This is a genomic window from Agromyces sp. Y182, from assembly GCF_059445385.1.
Map to the genome: position 1 here is coordinate 812551 of NZ_JCAIUF010000001.1, position 22514 is coordinate 835064.

At 67.5% G+C, this 22514-nt stretch carries 27 protein-coding genes; 14 read left to right on the forward strand and 13 right to left on the reverse strand.

What is annotated here, in order from left to right; translation table 11 throughout:
- From AC1C2R_RS03695 to AC1C2R_RS03720, 6 genes are all read left to right on the forward strand, one after another.
- Positions 1-1440 carry a GH1 family beta-glucosidase gene (locus tag AC1C2R_RS03695; protein ID WP_495351196.1) on the forward strand — a complete coding sequence of 480 codons (1440 nt, stop codon included), beginning with the start codon at positions 1-3 and terminating at the stop codon, positions 1438-1440.
- A gap of 91 nt (positions 1441-1531) precedes the next feature.
- Positions 1532-2560, forward strand: a complete 1029-nt coding sequence (locus tag AC1C2R_RS03700; RefSeq protein WP_495378999.1) for a LacI family DNA-binding transcriptional regulator — start codon at positions 1532-1534, stop codon at positions 2558-2560.
- A gap of 102 nt (positions 2561-2662) precedes the next feature.
- Positions 2663-3388: an NADPH-dependent F420 reductase gene (locus AC1C2R_RS03705; protein ID WP_495379000.1), complete on the forward strand. Its 726-nt coding sequence runs from the start codon at positions 2663-2665 to the stop codon at positions 3386-3388.
- A gap of 53 nt (positions 3389-3441) precedes the next feature.
- On the forward strand, positions 3442-3972 hold the full coding sequence (locus tag AC1C2R_RS03710; protein ID WP_495379001.1) for an NAD(P)H-binding protein: 531 nt from the start codon (positions 3442-3444) through the stop codon (positions 3970-3972).
- Positions 3973-4045: 73 nt separating this feature from the next.
- Entirely contained in the window at positions 4046-4714 is a 669-nt protein-coding gene (locus AC1C2R_RS03715) for an NADPH-dependent F420 reductase (protein WP_495379002.1), read from the forward strand.
- 102 nt (positions 4715-4816) lie between these two features.
- Positions 4817-5401 carry a TetR/AcrR family transcriptional regulator gene (locus tag AC1C2R_RS03720; RefSeq protein WP_495379003.1) on the forward strand — a complete coding sequence of 195 codons (585 nt, stop codon included), beginning with the start codon at positions 4817-4819 and terminating at the stop codon, positions 5399-5401.
- Positions 5402-5515: 114 nt separating this feature from the next.
- Here the strand turns inward: AC1C2R_RS03720 and AC1C2R_RS03725 are convergent, their stop codons facing one another.
- The 3 genes from AC1C2R_RS03725 to AC1C2R_RS03735 form a co-directional block, all read right to left on the reverse strand.
- A complete protein-coding gene (locus AC1C2R_RS03725; protein WP_495379004.1) occupies positions 5516-6391 on the reverse strand; it encodes an RNA polymerase sigma-70 factor in 876 nt (291 codons plus the stop codon).
- Positions 6388-6981, reverse strand: a complete 594-nt coding sequence (locus AC1C2R_RS03730; RefSeq protein WP_495379005.1) for a carboxymuconolactone decarboxylase family protein — start codon at positions 6979-6981, stop codon at positions 6388-6390. Before AC1C2R_RS03730 ends, AC1C2R_RS03725 begins: the two co-directional genes overlap by 4 nt.
- Before the next feature lie 187 nt (positions 6982-7168).
- Entirely contained in the window at positions 7169-7513 is a 345-nt protein-coding gene (locus AC1C2R_RS03735) for a RidA family protein (protein ID WP_495379006.1), read from the reverse strand.
- A 228-nt stretch (positions 7514-7741) separates the two neighbouring features.
- Here AC1C2R_RS03735 and AC1C2R_RS03740 point away from each other — a divergent pair, with 228 nt between their 5' ends.
- The gene (locus AC1C2R_RS03740) at positions 7742-8152 is read left to right on the forward strand and encodes a hypothetical protein (RefSeq protein ID WP_495379007.1); all 411 of its coding nucleotides are present in this window, start codon (positions 7742-7744) and stop codon (positions 8150-8152) included.
- A 71-nt stretch (positions 8153-8223) separates the two neighbouring features.
- Here AC1C2R_RS03740 and AC1C2R_RS03745 read toward each other — a convergent pair whose 3' ends face one another.
- The 6 genes from AC1C2R_RS03745 to AC1C2R_RS03770 form a co-directional block, all read right to left on the reverse strand.
- A complete protein-coding gene (locus AC1C2R_RS03745; protein WP_495379008.1) occupies positions 8224-9291 on the reverse strand; it encodes a winged helix DNA-binding domain-containing protein in 1068 nt (355 codons plus the stop codon).
- A gap of 92 nt (positions 9292-9383) precedes the next feature.
- Positions 9384-9866, reverse strand: coding sequence for a recombinase family protein (locus AC1C2R_RS03750; RefSeq protein WP_495379009.1), 483 nt, complete (start codon positions 9864-9866; stop codon positions 9384-9386).
- Between the two features lie 97 nt (positions 9867-9963).
- A complete protein-coding gene (locus AC1C2R_RS03755; RefSeq protein ID WP_495379010.1) occupies positions 9964-10281 on the reverse strand; it encodes an ArsR/SmtB family transcription factor in 318 nt (105 codons plus the stop codon).
- Positions 10278-10757, reverse strand: coding sequence for an SRPBCC family protein (locus AC1C2R_RS03760; protein ID WP_495351209.1), 480 nt, complete (start codon positions 10755-10757; stop codon positions 10278-10280). The genes AC1C2R_RS03755 and AC1C2R_RS03760 overlap by 4 nt, the downstream gene beginning before the upstream one ends.
- A 30-nt stretch (positions 10758-10787) precedes the next feature.
- Entirely contained in the window at positions 10788-11990 is a 1203-nt protein-coding gene (locus AC1C2R_RS03765; protein ID WP_495351210.1) for an MFS transporter, read from the reverse strand.
- Positions 11991-12052: 62 nt separating this feature from the next.
- Positions 12053-12847 carry an SDR family NAD(P)-dependent oxidoreductase gene (locus tag AC1C2R_RS03770; RefSeq protein WP_495379011.1) on the reverse strand — a complete coding sequence of 265 codons (795 nt, stop codon included), beginning with the start codon at positions 12845-12847 and terminating at the stop codon, positions 12053-12055.
- Between the two features lie 241 nt (positions 12848-13088).
- Between AC1C2R_RS03770 and AC1C2R_RS03775 the strand changes: the two genes are divergently transcribed.
- From AC1C2R_RS03775 to AC1C2R_RS03790, 4 genes are all read left to right on the forward strand, one after another.
- Positions 13089-13508 (forward strand): acyl-CoA thioesterase, encoded by a 420-nt coding sequence (locus AC1C2R_RS03775; protein WP_495379012.1) that lies wholly within the window; start codon positions 13089-13091, stop codon positions 13506-13508.
- A gap of 919 nt (positions 13509-14427) precedes the next feature.
- Positions 14428-15033 (forward strand): RNA polymerase sigma factor, encoded by a 606-nt coding sequence (locus AC1C2R_RS03780; protein WP_495379013.1) that lies wholly within the window; start codon positions 14428-14430, stop codon positions 15031-15033.
- A complete protein-coding gene (locus AC1C2R_RS03785) occupies positions 15008-16045 on the forward strand; it encodes a hypothetical protein (protein ID WP_495379014.1) in 1038 nt (345 codons plus the stop codon). Before AC1C2R_RS03780 ends, AC1C2R_RS03785 begins: the two co-directional genes overlap by 26 nt.
- A gap of 111 nt (positions 16046-16156) precedes the next feature.
- A complete protein-coding gene (locus tag AC1C2R_RS03790; RefSeq protein WP_495379015.1) occupies positions 16157-16351 on the forward strand; it encodes a hypothetical protein in 195 nt (64 codons plus the stop codon).
- On the opposite strand, the gene AC1C2R_RS03795 is transcribed toward AC1C2R_RS03790, so the two are convergent.
- On the reverse strand, positions 16348-17418 hold the full coding sequence (locus AC1C2R_RS03795) for an epoxide hydrolase family protein (protein ID WP_495379016.1): 1071 nt from the start codon (positions 17416-17418) through the stop codon (positions 16348-16350). The genes AC1C2R_RS03790 and AC1C2R_RS03795 overlap by 4 nt on opposite strands.
- Before the next feature lie 151 nt (positions 17419-17569).
- Between AC1C2R_RS03795 and AC1C2R_RS03800 the strand changes: the two genes are divergently transcribed.
- Both AC1C2R_RS03800 and AC1C2R_RS03805 read left to right on the forward strand, forming a co-directional pair.
- The gene (locus tag AC1C2R_RS03800; protein WP_495351214.1) at positions 17570-17884 is read left to right on the forward strand and encodes a hypothetical protein; all 315 of its coding nucleotides are present in this window, start codon (positions 17570-17572) and stop codon (positions 17882-17884) included.
- A gap of 80 nt (positions 17885-17964) precedes the next feature.
- Positions 17965-19293: a glycosyltransferase gene (locus AC1C2R_RS03805; RefSeq protein ID WP_495379017.1), complete on the forward strand. Its 1329-nt coding sequence runs from the start codon at positions 17965-17967 to the stop codon at positions 19291-19293.
- A 38-nt stretch (positions 19294-19331) separates the two neighbouring features.
- Here AC1C2R_RS03805 and AC1C2R_RS03810 read toward each other — a convergent pair whose 3' ends face one another.
- Both AC1C2R_RS03810 and AC1C2R_RS03815 read right to left on the reverse strand, forming a co-directional pair.
- The gene (locus AC1C2R_RS03810; RefSeq protein ID WP_495351216.1) at positions 19332-19943 is read right to left on the reverse strand and encodes a LysE family translocator; all 612 of its coding nucleotides are present in this window, start codon (positions 19941-19943) and stop codon (positions 19332-19334) included.
- Between the two features lie 140 nt (positions 19944-20083).
- A complete protein-coding gene (locus AC1C2R_RS03815) occupies positions 20084-20539 on the reverse strand; it encodes a MarR family winged helix-turn-helix transcriptional regulator (RefSeq protein WP_495379018.1) in 456 nt (151 codons plus the stop codon).
- Between the two features lie 100 nt (positions 20540-20639).
- Here AC1C2R_RS03815 and AC1C2R_RS03820 point away from each other — a divergent pair, with 100 nt between their 5' ends.
- Positions 20640-21410, forward strand: a complete 771-nt coding sequence (locus AC1C2R_RS03820; protein WP_495379019.1) for an SDR family NAD(P)-dependent oxidoreductase — start codon at positions 20640-20642, stop codon at positions 21408-21410.
- A gap of 87 nt (positions 21411-21497) precedes the next feature.
- On the opposite strand, the gene AC1C2R_RS03825 is transcribed toward AC1C2R_RS03820, so the two are convergent.
- The gene (locus AC1C2R_RS03825; protein ID WP_495379020.1) at positions 21498-22511 is read right to left on the reverse strand and encodes a redoxin domain-containing protein; all 1014 of its coding nucleotides are present in this window, start codon (positions 22509-22511) and stop codon (positions 21498-21500) included.
- Positions 22512-22514 lie beyond the last annotated feature (3 nt).

Genomic DNA, 22514 nt, shown 5'->3' on the forward strand with positions numbered 1-22514 from the left:
ATGACCATCGAGAGTTCACCGCGAATCAGGGAGAGCCCGGACTATCGGGAGTCTGGACTCGAGTTCCCGGCCCGGTTCCTCATCGGCTCAGCCACGGCCTCGTACCAGATCGAAGGCGCAGCGACGACAGACGGGCGGGGTCCGTCGATCTGGGACACGTTCAGCGCCACGCCCGGCAAGATCGTCAACGGCGACACGGGCGCCGTCGCCGACGACCACTACAACCGCCTCGACGCCGATCTCGATCTGATGGCCGAACTCGGGCTCGAGGCCTACCGCTTCTCCATCGCGTGGCCACGCATCCAGCCGCTCGGAGCGGGAGCGGTGAACCAGGCCGGCCTGGACTTCTACAGTCGGCTCGTCGATGGACTCCTCGCCCGAGGCATCCGCCCCATCGCGACGCTGTATCACTGGGACCTGCCGCAAGCGCTCGAAGACGCCGGCGGATGGACCAATCGGGAGACCGCCGAGCGATTCGCCGAGTACACGCGCCACGTTGCGGAGGCGCTCGGAGACCGCGTCGATGTCTGGACGACATTGAACGAACCGTGGTGCAGTGCGTTCCTGGGCTACGGCTCGGGCGCACATGCGCCAGGGCGTACGGATGGCGCGGCAGCCCTCCGCGCCATGCACCACCTCAACCTCGCGCATGGTCTTGCGGTGCAGGTTCTGCGCGAGGTCGTTCCCCGGGCAGAAGTGTCGGTCACGCTGAACTTCCATGTCGTCCGCGGCGACGGCGACTCGAGTTCCGACGCTGTCCGTCGCATCGATGCGCTCGCGAACCGCGCCTTCACCGAGCCCATGCTGCACGGCGGGTACCCGGCCGACCTGATCGAAGACACGGCGTCGATCACGGACTGGTCGTTCGTGCTCCCCGGCGACGCCGAGATCATCCGGCAACCGCTCGACTTCCTCGGGGTCAACTACTACTCCACGACCCGCGTGCGCACGTGGGACGGGGTGTCACCGCGCGAACGAGCCGACGGACACAAGGCTGCCGGAGGATCCCCGTGGCCCGGCAGCGAGCAGGTCGAGTTTCTGCGTCAAGACGGGCCGTACACGGCGATGGGCTGGAACATCGCCCCCGACGGGTTCGAGGAGCTGCTCCTCTCGCTCAGCCGCCAGTTTCCCGACCTGCCGCTCATGATCACCGAGAACGGGGCGGCCTTCGACGACGAACCGATCGGCGATCGAGTGTTCGACGATCAACGCACCGACTATCTTCGGCGGCACTTCACCGCCGCCCATCGTGCGATGCAGCAGGGCGTCGACCTCCGCGGTTACCTCGTGTGGTCGCTCCTCGACAACTTCGAATGGGGGTACGGATTCAGCAAGCGATTCGGCATCGTCCACGTCGACTACGACACCCAGAAGCGCACGGTCAAGGACAGCGGGCGATGGCTGGCTTCGCTCATCGACGGCCACGTGATCCCGGAATGAAGCGCCGCTCGGTTTTGACATACGGTGATGACGTGCAATGTCCGACACGAGCAACCACCGGATGCGACCGACCGGTAGCAGGAGACGAGGCGTGACGACCGAGACACCCCGGAACCCGCCGATGCTGAGCCCGACCCTCGAGGGGGTCGCGGCGCTGGCCGGCGTGTCCAGTTCGACGGTGTCGCGCGTCATCAACGGTTCGCCCCAGGTCACGGAGCACGCTGTGGCCCGGGTCAACGATGCGATCGCGCGGCTCGGGTACGTGCCCAATCGGGCCGCCCGCAGTCTCGTGCGTCGGCGCACGCAGACGATCGCGATGATGATTCCCGAACGCACGGCGGAGTTCTTCGCAGACCCGTACTTCGCCGAGGTCATTCAAGGAGCGGCGATGTACGCGTCGTCGACCGACTACTCGCTGACACTGCTGATCGAGTCGGAGACTGATCCCGAGAAGACGCACCAGTTCCTTCGGCGAGGCAACGTCGACGGCGCCTTGATTCTCTCGCATTTCAGCGCCTCGTCGGCGTACCTCGAGTTGTCGCGATCCATTCCGGTGGTGTTCGGAGTGCGCCCCACGGGCGACCTCGACGCAGAGATCTACACGGTCGACGTCGACAACACCGCTGCTGCTGCACTCGCGACGCAGCACCTCATCGATCGCGGGCGCACCCGCATCACGACGATCACCGGCCCGCTGAGCACGTCGGCCGGACGCGAGCGGCTGGAGGGGTGGCGCGCGACCATCGATGCCGCCGGGCTCGTGCCCGGCGCGTGGGAAGAAGGCGACTACACCCCGGCCGGCGGAGCGGCGGCCGTTGAGCGGCTTCTCGACGGCGCGACGCCCTTCGATGCGATCTTCGTCGCCTCCGCGCAGATGGCTGCAGGGGCACAGCTCGTGTTGAACAAGAGGCGAGTGCAGGTGCCGGGTGACGTCGCCATCGCGACCCTCGACAACAACGTCTTCTCGACGAACACCAGCCCGCAGTTGACCACGGTCGACCTGCACACTGCCGACAAAGGAGCGGGGATGGTGGAGGCGCTCGTGCAACTGATCGAGGGAAAGTCGATCGACTCGAGCAAGCTCATCCCGATCGACCTCATCGAGCGCGACTCCACGTAGATCCCCGCAACGCCAGTTTGTCGGAACTTGCTTATACGGAGCGCTGCTCCGTATAATCGGACTACTGCTCCGATTAGAGCAGCTGAGCTGTTCGACCTCGAGGTGCCGTTCATCGACGGCGCCTGCCCAGTGGTCGGCCGTGGGGGCGCCTTCTGCCTCGACCGCGGAGAGTTCGATTCGACGAGCGAAAGAGAGTACTCATCCATGAGCAGCATCAGTTTCATCGGCCTGGGGGGCATGGCCCGCGCCATAGCCGCTCGCGCGGTCGCGGGTGGCAATGCGGTCGAGCTCATCGGCCGCAACGCGGCCAAGGCTCGGAGCCTGGCTGCGAAGCTCGGCGGCGGGGCCACGGCTGGGGTGGTCGGCACTGTCCCTGCCGGCGACATCGTCGTGCTCGCCGTGCCGTACACGAGCGCCGTGCAGGTCGTCACCCAGTACGGGGATGCACTGGCCGGCAAGGTCATCATCGACATCTCCAACACCTTCAACGCCGACGCCACCGACCTGGTTACACCTGTCGGCACTTCCGGTGCGCAGGAGATCGCCAAAGCCGTGCCGGCGAGCGCGCATGTCGTGAAGGCGTTCAACACCGTCTTCGGACACGTCCTGGCCCAGGGAGGTCCGTTGGACGTGTTCTTCGCCGGAGATGACGCGGAGTCCAAGGCGAGTGTGTCGGCGTTCATCGAGAGCCTCGGACTGCGTCCGCTCGATGTCGGCGGCCTGGAGATGGCCCGCTGGTTGGAAGGGGTCGGTCCGCTGATGATGGGCCTGGCCCGCCACGGCGCGGGGAGCTTCGACGTCTCCCTCAGCGCCAACCTCCCCGACTGAGCGCACTCGCACCGCCATTTCTTCCGCAGCGTCAATTCACAAGGAGTCGCAGCATGCGCGTTTTCGTCACTGGCGGGACCGGCCATTCCGGTTCGTACATCATTCCCGAGCTCATCGCCGCCGGGCACGAGGTCACCGGTCTTGCCCGGTCGGACGCTTCCGCGGCGGCGGTGTCCGCGCTCGGCGCGAAGGTGCGCCGCGGCGACCTCCAGGACCTCGACGGGCTCAAGGAGGCAGCCGCAGACTCCGACGGTGTCATCCACGTAGCCCACAGGCAAGACCTGCTTCCGACCGGCGGGATGGACGCCGTGTCCGCCGCGGAGCTCCCAGTCATGCTCGCGTACGGCGAGGCACTCGCGGGAACCGGAAAGCCGCTGGTCGTGGCGGGGAGCATAGGGTCGCCCGGGCAGCTGGGCCGGCCGGCCACCGAGGAGGACGAAGCCCTTTTCGTCGGCGACGAGCACAAGGGCACCCTCCGGGTTCGCAACGTCGTGGAAAGTGCCGTCATCGGGCTCGCCGAGCTGGGAGTGCGGCCCGGCCTGCTCGCCGATTTGGACAACGGCCACTACTTCGCCGCCAGCTGACGGCAGGGACGCCGGACCGCTACGGTTCCGGCAGATGACGAGGGTACGACTGTTCGAGACGGAAGGTACGAATATGACAACTGTGGGAATCCTCGGAAGCGGACAGATCGGCACCGCCATCGCACGGCTCGCCATCGAGGCCGGACACCAGGTGGTGCTCAGCAACTCGCGCGGCCCCGAAACGCTCGCGGACACGGTCACGGCACTGGGACCGCGGGCATCCGCTGCGACGAGCTGGGATGCCGCGGCGGCCGGCGACATCGTTGTGGTCACTGTGCCGATCAGCGCCTTTCCGCACTTGCCCGCCGGGCCACTGGCGGGGAAGACGGTCATCGACACCTGCAACTACGGCCCCGAGCGTGACGGGCACATTCCCGAGCTCGACGGCACGTCGCTCACCTCGAGCGAGCTGCTGCAGCGGTACATCCCGGACGCCATGCTCGTGAAGGCGTTCAACAACATCTTCTACAAGCACCTGGTGTCACTCGCCCGTCCGTCAGGGGCGGCCGACCGTTCGTACCTGCCGATCGCCGGCGACTCAGCGCCGGCGAAGGCGGCTGCGACCGTATTCCTCGACTCCATCGGGTACGGCGTGGTGGACGCAGGAACGCTGGCCGAGAGCTGGCAGCAGGCGACGGGCACGCCGGTGTGGGCAACCCCGTATGGACCGTACTCGGACGAGTTGGGCCAGCCGGCCGGTGAGGACGCCATCCGCGCAGCACTGGCCGCCGCAACGCGTTGACCGCAAGCCGGTCCTTCCATTCGTTCCGTAGACGGGCTAGCCTAAGTGGATCAGTGCACCGATTATTGAGAGCACTCCCCCACTCAGCAATCCCGGAGGCATATGCGCGCCGACGCCAGGAAGAACTACGATCGCCTGCTCTTGGTCGCGCGCGACGTCGTGACCGAACACGGTGCCGATGCATCGTTGCGTGACGTCGCCCGCAAAGCGGACGTCGGGCTCGGCACCCTCTACCGTCACTTTCCCACGCGAGAGGCGCTGCTCGAGGCCTTGCTCCGCACAGATGTCGACGAGCTGACGGCTCACGCAGCCGACCTTGAGATGTCGAGCACACCCGAGGATGCCCTACTCACGTGGCTTCGCGGCTGCGTCGCGATCACACATGAGTACCGGGGTGTCTCGGGCCTGCTGATGGCCGCGATCGATGACACGGAGTCCGCACTCCACGCGTCCTGCGTTGCGCTGCACGATACAGGCGCTCGGCTTCTCGACCGCGCTCACGCCGCAGGCGTAGCGCGGGCCGACATCGACGGCACCGACTTGTTCGCGATGGTCGCGGCGCTTGCGTGGGTCTATGACCAGCCTTCACTCGCGCTACGCGCCGATCATCTCTTCGGGGTGATATCGAGCGCGATCCTGCCCAATCAAGCGGGCAGCGGCGTCAGTCAGGAACGCCCTCGGGCCTGACGCTGAAGTTCTTCGAGATCCAGCCGAATGCTCCGGCGAACGAACTCGAGCAGGGCGGTCGTGCCGATGCCCGGCGAGGCCGCATCAGGCAGCCGCCCCGGGTGCGCATGCGCGTCACCGAGCCAGCTCGGACTCCGCCCCCAGCCACCCCAGCTTGTCTGGGTTCGCCATCGAGAAGATGCGCGTGATCCGGCCACCCTCGACGGTCAGGCTCACGACCCCCGCCACCTGTCCGTCCAAGTCGACCCGGATGCCCGGCTGCCCGTTCAGCCACGTCGGAGAAGCGACGAACACACCGGGGTACTTCGCGAGCCCGGCGACCAGGTACCTCGCGATGCGATCGGCACCGATGATCGGCCGAAGTGCTGCGCCCTTCACCTTGCCGCCCCCGTCGGCGACCGACACGACGTCGGGCGCGAGCACGTCCATCAGCCCCTGCACGTCGCCCGTATTCAGGGCCGCGACGAATCGCTCGACCGCCTCCTCGTGCTCCGAACGCACGACGTCCATGCGCGGCCGCCGGGCGGCGACATGGTCCTTCGCCCGGTGCGCGATCTGCCGCACGGCCGCCGGCGACTTGTCGACGGCGACCGCGATCTCGTCGTACGGCACGTCGAACACCTCGCGCAGCACGAACACCGCGCGCTCGGTCGGTCCGAGGGTCTCGAGCACCGTGAGCATGGCGATCGAGACGCTCTCGGCCAACTCGACGTCGTCGGCGACATCCGGACTCGTGAGCAACGGCTCGGGCAGCCACTGCCCCACGTACGACTCGCGGCGGCGCGACACCGTGCGCAAGTGATTCAGCGCCTGCCGCGTGACGATGCGCACGAGGTACGCGCGCGGGTCGCGCACCTGCTCCTGCGCGACATCCGCCCATCGCAGCCACGATTCCTGCAGCACGTCTTCGGCGTCGACCGCCGAACCGAGCAGCTCGTACGCGACCGTGAAGAGCAGGCTGCGGTGGGTGACGAACGGATCGTCGGTCATGCCGGCGAGCCTACGACAGCCGGCCGGGTCGCGAGCGGGGGCAGGCCGCACGAGTCCGAGAACCCCTCCGAGCGGATGCCGAGCGTGATGTTCATGCGCGCGCTCATGTTCATGAACGCGACCCGGGCGGTGAGTTCGATGAGCGCCGCCGGCCCGAGCTCGTCGAGCAGCGCGGCCGACATCTCGTCGGTCACCGCCGGCGGGGTCTGACTCATCGCCTCTGCGTAGCCCATCACGCTCCGCTCGAGCGGCGAGAAGACGGATGCCTCGCGCCAGCGCGGTACCTCGCGCACCTTCGCCTCGTCGAGCTTGTCGTTGTGCGCCATGAAGTAGTTGAGGTCGAGGCAGGCGCTGCAGCCCACGTACGCTGCGGCGGCCATGACGGCGTACGAGTCGAGGCTGGGGTCGAGCTCCTTCCATCGCAAGACCTTCTGGCCGATGCCCATCGCGTCTTTCATCACGCGCGGGTGGTGCCACAGCACGCCGAGCGAGTCGGGCACCTGGCCGATCATCTTGCGGGCGCCGAACTTCACGAGCGCGCCGTACAGACCGGTGACTTCGGTCGGGGGGATGCGGGTGTCGGTGGTCATCGTGTCCTCCAGTGGTGTCGTCGACGGACTCTGCGTTCAGCCCGTCGACATGGAGACACCGGCCGGCCGGAGGATGTGACATCCGCGGTGCCCACCGCCAGGGAGTTCGACGAACCGAGACCCGCGGATGTCGCGTGCCAACGCCTGCCCATTGCCGGTCGGTACACCGCATCGGCCGGCGATGCGCTCAGTCGAGCTTCGCTATCGCTTCGATCTCGACGCTGAATCGCGGGTCGATCAACGCCGACACCTCGACCAAGGATGCAGCGGGCGGCGGGTCGCTCCACCGCCTCATCAACACCTGACGTACCGCGGGCAGATCACCGATATCCGTGAGGAAGTACGTCACCTTCACGACATCGTCAACGCCCAGAGCATGCGCCCGAAGTCGTGCTTCGATCTTGTCCAGTACGGCATCCACCTGGTCACCGACGCCACTGTCCACAGAGCCGTCTTCAAGCAGTGGCGTCTGTCCGGAAATGAAGACCAACCCCGCCGCAGATCGGTCGTCAGAAAACACACGAGTCGCCATGACACGACTCTATGCTCACGCGCATCGGGCAGGAGTCGCGGCCGCAACCAATGCACGCCTCGTCTCGACGGTGGGCAGTGGGTGGTGCGCCGATGACCGATCTGAGCGGGTACGCGAAGGGGTCCACTGCATGCCCCAGTTCGGGCGAATCGGCGCATTCGCTCGGTGTAACCTGCCAATACCGATGCCCCGATCGGCGCATCGGGCCCGTCGATCGAGGAGCGACCCATGCGTCTCCGTGCTGTCGACGTCGTCGACGTCTTCGTCTATCTCGTCGTGCTCGGGCTCTTCACCCAGCTCCTGCCCGGCGTCATCACCGAGTCGTTCATCGTCTCGCTGCTCACCGCCGTGCTGTTCAAACTCGCACTCGAGGTCATCGCGATGCTCAAGACGCGCATCCTCGATCGGGTGCGCGCCTCGCGATCACCCGCGCGTAAGACGCTGAACGCAGCCTTGCTGCTGTTGCTCGGCGCCGGCAGCAAGTTCCTCATCCTGTGGATCACCGACCTCGTGTTCGGCGATGCGGTGCAGCTCGGCGGGTTCTTCTCCGTCACCCTGCTGATCATCGTGCTCATGGCTTCGCGCCTCGGCATCCGCCTGCTCATCGACCGCGCGCGGCCGCGCGACGGGAGCGCGTAGCGGCCGCCGACGGGAGTGCGACAACCGATCGAGCCCGGAAATCAGGGAGCGCGCGCCCGCACGCTGACACCTCAGACGCCGTCGAGCTGCACTCTCGCCTCGAGCCCGAGGTAATCGCCGTACCGCGCCGCGGCATCCTGAACGGCCCCGACCTCGCGTTTGCCCAGCGCGCGATGGGGCCGCACCTCGAACGTGACCGCCTTCGGCGTCACCGTGCGCTTCATGCCGGCGACGAGCTGCGCGTCGACGAGCGCCATGCCGATCGCCGTCTCGCGAGCCCTCGGCAGCACACCGTCGGCGTCGAGCACCCAGCGCGAGTCCTGGTAGCCGCGGTACATCTCGTCGAGCACCTGCAGCAGATGGCCGGCGGGGGCTGCGGATGCCGGTACGTCGCCGGGCGTGTGCCAGAACGTGCGGCCGTCGTGCTCGAACGAGTCGAGCCGGTCACCGACCGCGGCGAGGCCGCGCCGCACGTCGGTCACGGTGAGGGTGGCCCAGTACGCGAGGTCGCGCTCGGTGGCCGGCCCGTGCGACGTGAAGTACCGCAGGGTGATCTCGGCGAGCGCCTCATCGCGGTCGAGCCCTCGCGGATCGGGAACGCGATCGGCGAAGAGCGCGTAGGTGTGCACGCCGTCGCGCGGCGCACCGCTGCAGACCAGGCCGAGCACCTCGAGCCGACCGAGCAGCATCATGAGCTGATGGCCGGTGAGTTGCTCGCCGCGCTCTGCCAGGGCATCGGCGAGGTCGCCGCGCGTGCGATCCGGCGATTCCGCGAGCATCGCCTCGACCGTGTCACCGAGTACTCCCAGCCGGTCGCCCAACGGCTGCAACTGCTGCTCGAAGACCGGCATCACCCGCGGCGCGGTGAGCTCTTGCAGCCACTGCGCGTCATCGGCGTGCACGTAGTGCCACGTCGAGCGCAGCACGTGGATGCGCAGCACGCGACCATCGGCGATCGCGCCGCCCAGATCGCCCTGGCGCGGCGCAGCGGTACGCGTCGCGACCGCCCACGCCGATTGCGACGGGTTCTCGGCCTGCACGGCCATCAGGGTGCGCACCACGTCTTCGGCGGTGCCGACCGGTGCGGCGAGCAGTTGCGAGTGCAGCCGCCAACGGGCGATGTCTCGGTCGGTGATCACCATTGCAGCGTATGGGGTGACTCGAGCGGTCCGCGCGCATTCACCCGCGCGGCCGGCGGTGCCGCAGCCACGCCCCGCCTACTCGGACGCGATCAGCTTCGGGCATCCTCGAGGTGCGGCGCGCCGTGGTTCAGCACCTTCACGACGAGGTTGTGCCGAGCCAGGGTTCGGATGGTGCGCGCGGCCTCGTCGCGATTGCGGCCGAGCGCGCGCTCGTTCGCGACCACGAGCACGTCGCCGGCCCGCAGCGTGCCGAACAGGCGGCCGAGCCGCTGCTCCCAGGTCTCGGGCGCTTCGGCAGCCGGATGCTTGAAGTCGAGGAGGGCGACACCGAAGGCGGTCAGGTCGTTGCGCTGCTCGACGACCGACGGCATGTCGTCACGTGCGACGACGAGCCCGACGAGGCGCGCGCCCTCGGGGCGGGCCTTCCACCAGTCGCGGTTGCGCTGCAGCTCTTCGAAGCACTCGGGGCAGTCGAAGGCGTGGTGTCCGGGGCCGTGCGGCGCGCGAGAGGCATCCGGTGCCGACGTCGGTGCAGTGGCATCCGTCGCCGAGCCTGTCGTGCGCTCACTCATGCCGTGCCCCTTCGCGTCGCCTTCCATTCTGGCCCTCATCGCGGCCGGCTGCGACTCGCTCGGCGATTCTTCAGTTCGGTTCAGCGGCAGTGAGACGTTAGAGCCCCTCGGCGATCTCCCTGATCGCGGCGAGTCGGCGGTCCCACGTCGCCCCGATGGCCTCGAGCCTGCGGGCGGTGTCGCTCAGCTGCGAACCGATCACTCGGTATTGCACCTCGCGCCCGACGCGACTGGGTTCGACGAGGCCGACCTCCTGCAGCACCGCGAGGTGCTTCGCGATCGCCTGCCGGGTGACGGGCAGGCGCCCGGCGAGGGCCGACGCCGACGCGTCGCCCTCGCCGAGTGCAGCCAGGATGCTCCACCGGGTCTCGTCCCCGAGTGCGGCGAACACCGGAACCAGCGTTTCGGTCGTCACGCGTCGCCCTCGAGCAGGGCGACGAGCTTGTCGAGTTCGGAGACCCAGCCTTCGGCATGGCTCGCCATGTTCGCGGCCGGGTCGGAGGTGCGGTCGAAGCCGGTCTCGACGACGGTGAGCTGCGTGCCGTCGGGCACCGGCTCGAGGGTGAAGGTGAAGACCGTCGAATGCTCGTCGTCGACGGCGTCGGGCAGCTGGTCAGCCGCGTCGTCGTTGCCCCAGCGGTACGAGACCATGCGCGGGGCATCCACCGCCTCGACTCGCAACGGCACGGAGCCGTATTCGGGGAACGTGATGGTTCCGGATGCCCCGGCGCCCGTTCCATCGAGCACGGTGAGCCCGAACCACTTGGAGATGTGCTCGGGCTCGGTGACGGTGGTCCACACTTTCTCGATGGGGGCGGCGATGCGAATGGTGCGCCGCACCGTGAAGGTGCCCTCGTCGACGACGGATGCCTGGTTGTCGGTCATAGTCATAATGATCTTCCTTTCGATGGTTGCCTGCAGCTATCGGGTTGCGACAGGTTCTGGTGCGGCGACGGCCGCGGGCTTCAGGAACCCGGTCGCCCACGCGGCGACGATCGAGATCGCCCCGACGACGGCACCGGTCAGTACTGCGGCCGGGATGCCGCTGAGATCGATCGCCACTCCCCCGGCGAAGGCGCCGCCGGCGATTCCGGCATTGACCGCGGATGCCGGAAGCGACGCTGCGAGCGGGGCGCCCGGTCCGGCGAGGCTCACGACCCGATGCTGCAACGACGGCCCCGTCGCCATGCCGAACAGCCCGATGCCGATCACCGCGATGGCGACGACGAACGGGTTGCCGCCGAAACCGAACAGCACGATCAGCGAGAGCGTCACACCGGCCGCACCGACGATCAGCGCGCGTGTGGAGTTCGCATCGGCGAAGCGGCCACCGACGAACGAGCCGACCGTGGTCGCCACGCCGTAGGCCAGCAGGTACGCGCCCACGACCGGCCCCGAGACATCCGTCACCTCCGCAAGGAACGGCACGAGGTAGGTCACCGCCGACTGGATGGCCACGAAGATCAACGCCGCCAGGCCGAGCACGGCGAGAACGCGAGGGGCGAACGCGAATCGGGCCTGACCGACGGCACCGCTCTCACGCGGCGTCGGCACCGAGGGGAGGACCCGGATGGCGATGACCAGGATGACGACCGCGACCGCGACGACCGCCACGAACGATCCGCGCCACCCCGCTGCCTGCCCCAGCAGCGTACCGAGTGGCAGGCCCAGCGCACTCGCCGACGCGAAGCCGGTGATGACGATGGCCATCGCCCGACCGGCACGCTCGGGCGGTGCGATCGACGTGGCCGTCACCATCGCAGCAGCGATGAACAGGCCCTGCGCCGCGCCGATGACGACCCGGGCCGCGAGGAAGGTCGAGTAGTCGGCGCCGAACGCAGGCAGGAGGTTCGCCAACACGAAGACGACCATCGTGGTGAGCAGCACCCGCCGTCGATCGAATCGCGTCGTGAGGAAGGTGAGCAGGGGGCCGCCGATCGCGAGCCCCAGCGCATTGGCGGTGACGAGTGCGCCCGCCGCCGGAACGGTCACGGCCAGATCGGCGGCGATCAGGTCGATCATGCCCACGACCAGCATCTCGGCGCAGCCCATCACGAACGCGCCGGCGAAGAGCACGGTGAGCACGAGCGTCGGGCGGGTCGGTGCGTGGCGGTTGTCGGTCATTTCTCACTCCTCGGTTGTTGCAGGCTGTCGGTTGTTGTTCGCCGGGGCGGATCGCACCCGGCTCAGTCGACGAGCGCCCCCGCCGACAGGTTTGCGATCGCCCCGGTCATCGAGCGCGCACGATCGGATGCCGCGAATGCGAGGTACTCCGCGATCTCGTCGAGCACCGGCAACCGGCCGAGCAGCGTCGAGCCGACCAACCCCGTGAGCCACTGCTCCAAGGGGATGCCGCCGACGTCGGCGGTGCGGCCGAACATCTCGCCCGTGTACGAGGTTTCGAGTGCGTCGGACATGGCGTGCGGACGCACGCAGACCACGCGCACCCCGTCGGGCCCGAGTTCGCCGGCGAGCGCGCGCGAGAACCCCTCGAGCGCGGCCGACTGGGCGGCATTGCCGATGAGCCCGCGACCGGTGAGCCGCGCGCCGGGCGTCGAGATCGTGAGGATCACGCCACTGCCCCGCGCGATCATGTGCCGCGATACGGCCTTCGCGGTCACGAAGTTCGTCTGCAGGTACCCGACCACGGGGTACAGGTAGTCCTCGAGCGATGTCTCAGCGATCGGCAGGCCCTGCACATGGTCGAATCCCACGGTGTTCAGGGCGATGTCGATGCGACCGGCGGCATCCGCAGCTTCTTCGACGTGCCGGTCGACCGCGGCCTGGTCCATCGCGTCGACGACGGCGATGGAGACATCCGCCCCCTCGGCTCTCGCGACGGATGCCGCAGCCTCGAGTCGCGGCAGGCTCTTGCCTGCGAGGAACAGCCGTGCGCCCTCGCGGGCGAACACTCGCGCGGCCGCGCCTCCGATCGATCCCCCACCGCCGTGGATCACGGCCACCTTGTTCTCCAGCAGCATCACGCCGCCTCCATTCCTGTCATCGTTTCGTTCGCTATTGCATCTTGCAACCTGATGGTTGCAGATCGCTCGACGAATTGCAACCTATAGATTGCATGTCGTCGCCGCGCAGTTGCCGACGACAGAATGACGCCCTTGAACGATCGGTCGCCGGATGCCAGCATGGCAAGCACCCCGAAGAAGGCGGAGCACGATGAGCCGCCGGTCGCCACCGACGGCTCCATTGAGACGAGGAAATGCGATGACGAGCTCGCCGATCATCTACGAGACCACGCATCGCATCGCCTTCTCCGAGCTCGACCCGTTCCAGCATGTGAGCACCGGCAACTACGCCCGGTACTTCACCGACCACCGCATGGAAGGGCTCGCGAAGTACGCCGGCTGGGATCTTCAGACACTCGGCACCCTGGGGTTCATGACCTGGGTGCGGCGCATGGAGATCGACTTCATCAAACCGGTGAGCGCAGATCACGAGATCACGATCACCTCCTTCGTGCGCGAATTCCGCGGCCCCGACGCGATGATCGAGTGCACGATGACGGATGCCGCGGGCGCAACGGTCTCCACGTGCCTGATGGTCGTGGCGCACGTCGACGCCCGCACGCGGCGTGCGACCGCCTGGCCCGACGAGCTCCGGGCACTGTTCTTCGAGTCCGACTGAGAGCACAGCTGCCGAGGATGAACGATCGCCGACGACGGGCTCCTTCCCGATCTGACGCGCGGGAGGCGCCTCCTAGGGCTTGTCGATCAAGTGGTTTGAGGGTGTGGTCGGTGAGTCTTGATGGGTGACGCGTCGCGAGGTCTCTGATGGGGTGTGGGTTGTGCTGGAGCCGCTGATGCCGACAGTGACGGGCCGTTCGCGTCCGTGGGTGGATCACCGGCTCGATCACATCCGCGTCCCGCGATCTGCGGCCGGCAGGCCGCGGACTCGTCCCGACCGGGTACTCGCGGACAAGGGCTATCCGTCGAAGACGAACAGGGCGTGGCTGAGGCAGCGCATTATCGCTGCGACGATCCCGAGCGCGACGACCAGATCGCGCACCGGCGAAAGAGGCCGGGCCGACCGATCGACTTCGGTGCCACACTGATCTGGATCAGAACGGACCTGACCAGCGCACGTTAGCCCGTCGTCGTACGATCCCGATCAGCCGCGGAAGCCTGAGCCGGGACCGTGGAGGGGTCAACACGCGCCGGCCACGTCACCATCAAGAACGCCGCGATCGGACCAAGGAAGAGCGTCAGCAGGAACCAGGTCCACGCGGACCTGTTCCGCGTTCGCGCATAGCCACCCGCCAGGATCGCCACGGTCATCCACAACGCTGAGATCACTCCCGTGATCGAGGGGTCTACCTGCACCGTTCGCACACTAGCACCGATGCCTGCCCGACTCCCCGGCCCATCGAAGCAAATTGATCAACACGGCCTAGCTGTATTGCCCAGGGCGTGTTGGTAAACGGGTACGGAGCAGCGGTGTAAGTTCCACGTGAAGATGGCGTTTCCACGACGATTGGCAAAAATGGCATTTGCGCCGATTGTCGGGTTTCCGTGAACCGATTGAGGCCGATCCCCCAATACTCCATGTGAGCACAGACAGCGAGATCATCCGCCGTTCCCTCGATATTCCCTCGGCATTCGCCGAGCTGTTCGAGCGGCACCAGAGGGTCGTGGGCGCGTTCGCGGCCCGACGCGTGGGTTCTCACGGCGCCGAGGACGTTCTGAGCGAAACGATGCTCGTCGCGTTCAGGCGTCGTGGCGACTTCGATCTGGCATGGGACTCCGCCAGACCATGGCTGCTCGGCATCGCCTCGCGTGTGATCAAGGCGCACCGCGCGCAAGAGGCAGCGCAGTGGCGATCGTTCGCGGCATCCGCTGCGAGTGGCGGGCATGTCACGGATGCTGCGATCGAGGCCGCAGACGATCGCGCGGACGCCACGGCCACGGTCCGCGCGTTGGCCCCTCGCATTGCGAGTCTCGCCCCTCGTGATCGCGAGACGTTGCTGCTGTACGCATGGGGCGACCTCACATACGAGGAGATCGCCATCGCCCTCGGCGTGCCGGTCGGAACGATCAGATCGCGATTGAATCGCGTGCGTCGAAAGCTCGCACCGCCGGGCTCGCACTCGTCTGTGCGTCTCACTTGGATTGCGAAGGAGGACGGCCATGGAGCTGTTGGAACGAGTGCGTGAAATCGGGTCGGAAACTCCGGCCCTCCGTCAGGAGGCGGTGAACGCTGCGCGGCAGTCGCTGTTGCGGGAGATCGCACGCGAAGAACGCATTGAAGCGGAACGCGTCGCCCGGCGTCGGCGCTGGATCGGCGGGTCAGCCCTCGCAGGCGGCGTGGCAGCAGCGGCGCTGGTGATTGGTGTCGTCGCCAACCCGTTCGCGGCGCCGACCGCCGCAGCAGCGGTCTTCGAGAAAGCGGCGGCGACGACCCTCACGGCCGAGGTGCTGAACCCTGCAGCTGGCCAGTACATCCGAATCGACGAGAACTACGAGCAGAGCAACCTCGGTTATGCGCCCAAAGAGGGAGTGGAACACGACGTCGACTACACTCTCTCGTCCTCACGATCCCTTTACGTGCCGGCGGACCGATCGGAGGACTGGGTCTCGGACGTGCGTCCGCAGACGGTGAACGTCACTCGAGGCGACACCGAACTCGCCGACGACATCGCGGAGTGGCTCGGGCTGGGCACAGCAACCGGGGCGGCAGGAGTGGCGGCAATCGAGGCATATCCCGGCGGGCGAATCATGGCCGGCGACGGATGGGAAACGCACGACTTCCGACTCAACCCGATGGAGCGGTACTACGACGAGATGCCACGGGATCCGGCTGCGCTCTTGGACTGGATCGAAGGCTACGAGCCGGAGCCCGGCGTCGCACCACCGGTCCTGGTCGATCTCTACGGCTTCAACCTCGCGCCGCCGGATCTCCGCGCGTCGATCTTTGGCGCTCTGGCCCTCCAAGAGGGCGCGAGCGTGCTCACGGTCCAAGACGACATCACATCCATCGCCTATCCCGAGCATGGTGAGAACACCGCACGCGCGGTGATCGATGTCGACACCGCTCGAGGCTTGATCGTCGGCTTCGGACATGAAGAGACCACAGGCGATGGCACCACGACGATGAGCGACAACGTCGGGCGCCTGACGATCTCTCTCGCCGACACGGCACCCGAGGGAATCCGAATCGACGGTTGAGCCGTGTTCCCCGGCAGGGACGGTAGGAGTCGCCTCACGTCCCTGCCGGGCCTTCGCCATCGCGAGCGGCGGTCATCCGCCACTCACCGTCGAACCCGAAACGCTGAATTGATGACGTGGCGTTGGATTCGTGACCTCAGATGCCAGAACCACGCGATCCAACATTCGGGGCCTGGCTTCAACAAACTCAAGAACTGGCGCGGCATCGCCACCCGAAGCGACAAACTCGCCCGCAACTACTACGCCGGCGCCTGTCTCGCCGCGACCCTCGTCTGGCCCAATTCAGGGTTTACCAACACCGCCTAGCCGACCTCGCGCATGAACGCACTGAGCTCGTCGGCCACGAGCTGGGGCTCTTCGAAGGCCATGAAGTGCCCGCCGCTTTCGGCCGCTGAATAACGACGGATGTCGCTGGCCGCGCGATCGGCGATCGAGCGCGGGAAGAGGGGCATGTTCCACTCGTGGCTCTGCGTCACCGCGACCGGCACCGTGATCGTCGGCCGCTTGCCGTTCTGCAGCCGGTCGAGGTCTTGCCGGAACGAGGTGCCGATCGAATCGGTCACCCAGTAGAGCGTGAGCATCTCGCACAGGCTGTCGCGGTCGAAGCGAGACTCGAGGTCGCCGCCGCAGTCGCTCCACGCCCAGAGCTTGTCGATGATGAAGGCGGCCATGCCAGCCGGTGAATCGATGAGGGCAGCCGCGATCGTGTCGGGCCGCGTGCCGATGATTGCGCCGTACCCGCTGTCTTCTTCGCCGCGCTCGTCTTCGGAGTCGAGCCAGACCTGCTCGGCGGGGGTGATGGGCTCGTCGTAGTCAGCCGGGAACGGCCCGTGGATGACGTGCAGCCCGGCGACCTCATCGGGATACATGGTGGCGAGCCATCCGCAGGCCGACCCGCCGATGTCACCGCCGAAGGCGAAATACCGCTCATAACCGAGCGTCTCGGTCATGAGCGTGTGGAAGGTCTCAGCGACCGCGGCACGGGTGGCCGGCCCGTCGGGCAGCTCGGACCACAGGTACCCAGGCAGCGATGGGACGACGACGTCGACGTCGAGCAGGTCGGCGAGGCGCAGCAGTTCGAGGTAGGTGCTCGGCCAGCCGTGGGTCAGCAGCACGGGCGGTCTGCTCGAATCGCGACGGATGTGCACGAAGTGCATGCCACGTTCGATGAACTGCGGATACGTGTTGAGCCGCGCCTCGGCGCCGCGCCAGTCGAACTCATTCGCCCAATATTCGACCAGCGTGCGCAAGTACGCCGGATCGACCCCGGCCTTCCAACCCTCTGCGCTCGGCTGCGTGAACCGGGTGCGTGCGAGCCGCGACCGCAGGTCGTCGAGCACGTCATCGGGCACAGCGATCGTGAATGCAGGCATTCAGCCATTGTGCAGGAGCAGCAGGGCCTGCAGTGCCCGGCATGCGGCCAACGACTACCCTGAGTCGGAGCGAACCACGAAAGGCAGTGCGGATTGAGCGGACAACCCACCCTCGTCAGGGCGCGTTCGCGCTCGGGCGGTCTCACTCCCGATGAACTCTGACGACCCGGCGGCCCGCCGCATCGAACTGACCCTGCGCAAGCCCTGGTTCGCGCTCTATGCCCGAATCAAGCCCACGCTCGTGATCGGCGGGCGCGGGCAGCCGGCTCAGTGGGGCATCGGCACGTGGCAAGTGCCGGCCGACGAGACGGTCGTCGTCGGGGTATTCCTGTTCAACCGGCTGTGGCGGTTCGGCCGTGCCGAGTTCGCGCTCGACCCGAAGCATCCGCCGGCGCTCGTATACCGAGCGCCGGCGCTCCCATTCCTGCGCGGTCGCATTCGCACGAACGCGAGTTCGGCTTCGTAACGCGATCTGCGTGATGTCGGGGCATCCGCCCCCGAGTTGGTGTCTGGTGCGCGGGCGACCGCATGCGTACGATGACCGCCATGAGCGACGACGAGTCGGCACCCGGCACCGGCCCGCACGCGGCGCCTGGCGGCCGTCGCACCTATCTCTTCGTGCTCACCGATGCCGGCGGCACCGTTCCCCCTGAGCTCGGCGTCGTTCGTCGAATCGTCGATCGGGGGCACCGCGTCAGCGTGCTCGCCGAAGTATCGATGGCCGACCAGGTGCGCAAGACCGGCGCGTCGTATCTGCCCGGAACCGGGGATGCCGCCGGCGAGTTCCGCGACTGGGAGCTCAAGTCGCCGACGAGCCTCGCCCGTGGCATGGCCGAACACATGATCTCCGGGCCCGCTCCAGTTCAGGCGCGCGACACGGTCGCGGCGATCGAGGCGACGCGGCCCGACCTCGTCGTGACTTCCGCCTTCGCCGTCGGTGCGATGATCGCGGCCGAGGCGGGCGGGATTCCGTTCGACGTTCTGCTTCCGAACGTCTACCCGCTGCCCGCTGAGGGCATGCCGCCATTCGGCGCCGGGCTTTCGCCCGCGCGCGGGCCGACCGGCCGACTGCGGGATCGCGTACTGAGCACAGCGAGCCGCCGCTTGTTCGACCGGTACTCGCTCGCACCGGTCAACGAGGTGCGCGCCGAGCACGGCCTCGACCCGATCACGACGACATCAGACCAGCAGAATCGCGCCCGCCGTCAACTCGTGCTCTCCTCAGCGGCGTTCGACTTCCCGGCGACCCTGCCCGGCAACGCCCGCTATGTGGGGCCGATACTCGACGACCCGACCTGGGCGGCAGACACGGCCTGGACTGCGCCCGCGGGCGACGGACCGCTCGTGCTCGTGGCCATGTCGTCGACGTTCCAGAACCACGTCGACTGCCTGCAACGCATCACCGACGCGCTCGGCGCGCTTCCCGTGCGCGGACTGGTGACCACCGGGCCCGCGGTCGCCGCCGACGCGATTCGCGCCCCGGCGAACGTGACGGTGGTCGAGTCGGCGCCGCACCGTGCGGTGATGCGGCAGGCCGACCTCGTCGTCACGCACGGCGGCCACGGCACCGTGATCAAGACCCTCGCGGCGGGCCTGCCGCTCGTCATCCTGCACCACGGCCGCGACCAGGCCGACAACGCGGTGCGCGTCACCAACCGCGGAGCCGGCGTCAGCGTGTCGCGCCGCGCCCCGGCGAAGAAGATCGCGCGGGCCATCGCCGAGGTGCTCGACGGCCCCGGCTACCGCCGTGCTGCGGAGGAGCTCGGCGAGATGGTGGCGCGCGACGCCTCAGGCACGATGCTGATCGATGAGCTCGAGCAGATCGCGCCGCCCGAGGCCCGAGAGTCCGAGCGCCATGAAGCATCCGGTCCGTAAATGGGCATGACCGGCCACGTGCCGTTCCACAGCCCCGCCTACCGTTCCGCGAGAGCGAGCCGCCCGGCGAGCAGTACATATGTGGCGGCGAACGTGCGCCGCATCCATGTGACGACGCGGGGGCGGCCGATCACCTGGCGACGCATCGTTGCGGCGAACAGACCGTAGACCGCGAACACGAGGAACGTGACGGCCATGAATACGAGGCTCAGCCAGATCATGGTCAACCCGCCCGTCGGGTCAGACGCAGGCACGAACTGCGGCAAGAACGCGAAGAAGAAGATGGTGAGCTTCGGATTGAGCAGATTGATGAGCACCGCGGTGCGGATGACGCGCCAGAACGAGGTCGGCGCGCGTTGCTCGTCGATCTCGATCGCGGACTTGTCGCGCATGGTCTGCCAAGCGAGGAAGAGCAAGTAGGCAACGCCGAGCCATTTGATGGTCTGGAACGCGAGCGCGCTCGCGTTGAGCAACGCGGCGAGCCCGGTGATCGCGGCGATCATGTGCGGAACGACGCCGATCGTGCAGCCCAACGCGGCGACGAGGCTGGCCCGCGATCCACGCGCGAGGCCGGCCGCGATCGTGTAGACCGCCCCCGTGCCCGGAGTCGCGACGACCACGAGCGTGGTCAACAGGAACGCCACCGTCATCTCGATCCCCTTCCTCGCTCTGCGCCGCCCACAGTAGCGGAGGTCGCACGAGGCGGTAAGGGCGAATCAGCATGTGTTCCGGAGCCGCCTGTACCAGACTTCAGCCGTTCAGTCCGGTACGCGAGGTGCGGGGTGCTTCGTCAGGCGGACGGTGCAGGGTGCGCTTCGAGGAGCTTGGCCAGAAGTCTGCTCAGCTGCTCCTTCTCCATTGCGGACAGGTTGGCGGTCAGATCGGCCTGGACGGCATCGGTGGCGGCCTGCACCTCTTCGAGATATTGCCGCCCAGCCGGGGTGATCGCGACGGTGTTGCGGCGACGATCGGTCGGGTCCGTCGCCCGGACGATGTGGCCACTGCCATCGAGTCGAGTGGCGATGCCGTTGATGTTGTTGCGATCCAGGCCGAGTCGGCGGCCGAGGTCGGCCTGGCTGAGGGCGCCGTATTCCTCCAGGGCGGCGAGGACCGCGAAGTCGGACCGCGCGTTCGCCGGCATCCGCGACCCGGTCAGCCGCGACCCCACGACGTTGACCTTATTGACTTGCCAGCTCACCAGCGCCCGCAGCCGGGCCGGCGGCCGTGTCTCGCCATCATCCGTCATGCGTAGATCCTAACCGTTGCATTGACCAACGAGTTGGAGATACTGTTGTAATTACCAACGTTGGTACTCACAACGAATTACGCTCGAGACTGGAGACCTGATGAATGCAACCCCGAAGACGACGTCCGATCTGACCGGACACCGGGTCCTGGTACCCGGTGGAACTGGCGCAGTAGGGGAGGGCATTGTGCGCGCGTTCCTCGCGGCGGGCGCGGAAGTGATCGTCCCGACCCGATCCGAAGAACGATCGGCTGAGTTCCAAGCCGTGCTGGGAGCGGTCGCGGATGAGCATCTGCATCTGATCGTGCACGACTACAGCACCTTCGCCGGCGCCGAAGATCTCGTGCGGCAGGTCGTGCACTTCCGCGGCGGTCTCGATTCCGTCGTCGCGCCGATCGGAGGCTGGTGGCAAGGTCGCACCCTCGCGGAGATCACCGAGACCGACTGGGACGCTGCGTTCACCGGGCTCACGACCACGCACATGGCAGTGCTGCGTGCGGCGCTTCCGCACCTGAGCGACAGGGGTGCGTACCAGATCATCGTCGGTGATTCTGCAACGTGGCCGGTTCCGGGCAGCGGTCTGGTGAGCATGGAGCAGGCGGCGCTGCTGATGATGCAGCGCGTCGCTGCTGCCGAGAGTGGGGAGTCCCGGCGAGTGTTCTCGCTGGTCCTCGGTCCGGTCACCACCCGGCACGCACAAGGCGCAGTGGATGCGGTCGATGTCGGCGAGGTGGCGGTCGCGATCTCGGCCGGCACCGCTCCGAGCGCCTCGATCGGCCTCCACGGGCCGGACGAGGTGCAAGCGGCCCTCGCCGGACTCGCGACGGAGGCTGACCTTGAATCGACGTCGGGCCAGTCGCTGGTCAGGTAGGCCTCGACAGCGCGATGGCGGAACGTGTACGGCTTGCCTCGTTCGATGACGCCTCGAACCGCCTCACTTCCAGGCGGGCGCCCGCCGTCATCCGAACGTGAAGCAGTACACCTCCGCGCCGGCCTCGAGGAACTGGATCTCGAAGACGCGTTCGGTGACCAGCTCCGACTGGCGGATCAGCTGGTGTGTGTTCTGGTCGGTGACCACGCCTCGGCCGTCAGCGTCGACATCGCTGCCGTGGGCGCCGCCGACGGGCTGACCGTCGAGTGAGACCTGGAACGGAATGGCGGCACCGGCGGTCGCAGGCCCCATGACGAGGTTGACGTCTCGTGCTTGGAACGCGAACGAGATGCGCCCGCCGGGCTCGTTCAGCACGGCGGCGTGCTGTGCGACCGTCCAGTCGCCGTTGAGGTCCCATGAGTTGAGCGGCGGCCGACGGGATGCCTCGTAGACGTGCGGGCGGTCGAAATACGCGGCATCCTCTGCGATGAACCCACTGCTCTGGCCGTACCCGAGGTATGTCTCAGGCGACCGCAGCGAACGCCAGTCCGCGGCGACCTCCAAACCCCGGGGCTCGACCATCACCAGGTCCAGGTCGAGATCGCTGGCCCCCGCGTCGACGAGGAGTTGCTGGATCACCATCTCGGTTCGGGCGTACTCGCCCTCGCCGAAGTGATGGAAGCGGATGCGTCCCTCCGCGTCGGCGATGTAGACCGCGGGCCAGTAGTGGTTCGCGAACTCGTCCCACACGCCGTAGTCGCTGTCGACGGCGATCGGGTAGTCGACACCGAGGTTCCTCGACTGCGCCATGACGTTGCGCAGGTCACGCTCGAAGCCGAACTCGGGGGTGTGCACGCCGACGATGGTCAATCCGGCATCCTCGTACTTCGCAGCCCACGCCTTCAGGTAGGGCAACGTGCGCAGCCAGTTGATGCACGTGTAGGTCCAGAAGTCGACGAGGACGACGCGCCCCCGGAGCCCCTCGGGAGTGACCGGTTCGGAGTTGAGCCAGCTCGTCGCACGATCGAACGACGGCAGGCGCCCCTCGTCGGGGAGCGCCTCCTGGTCGCCGGCCGAACGATGGGCGATGGATCGGAACATGCC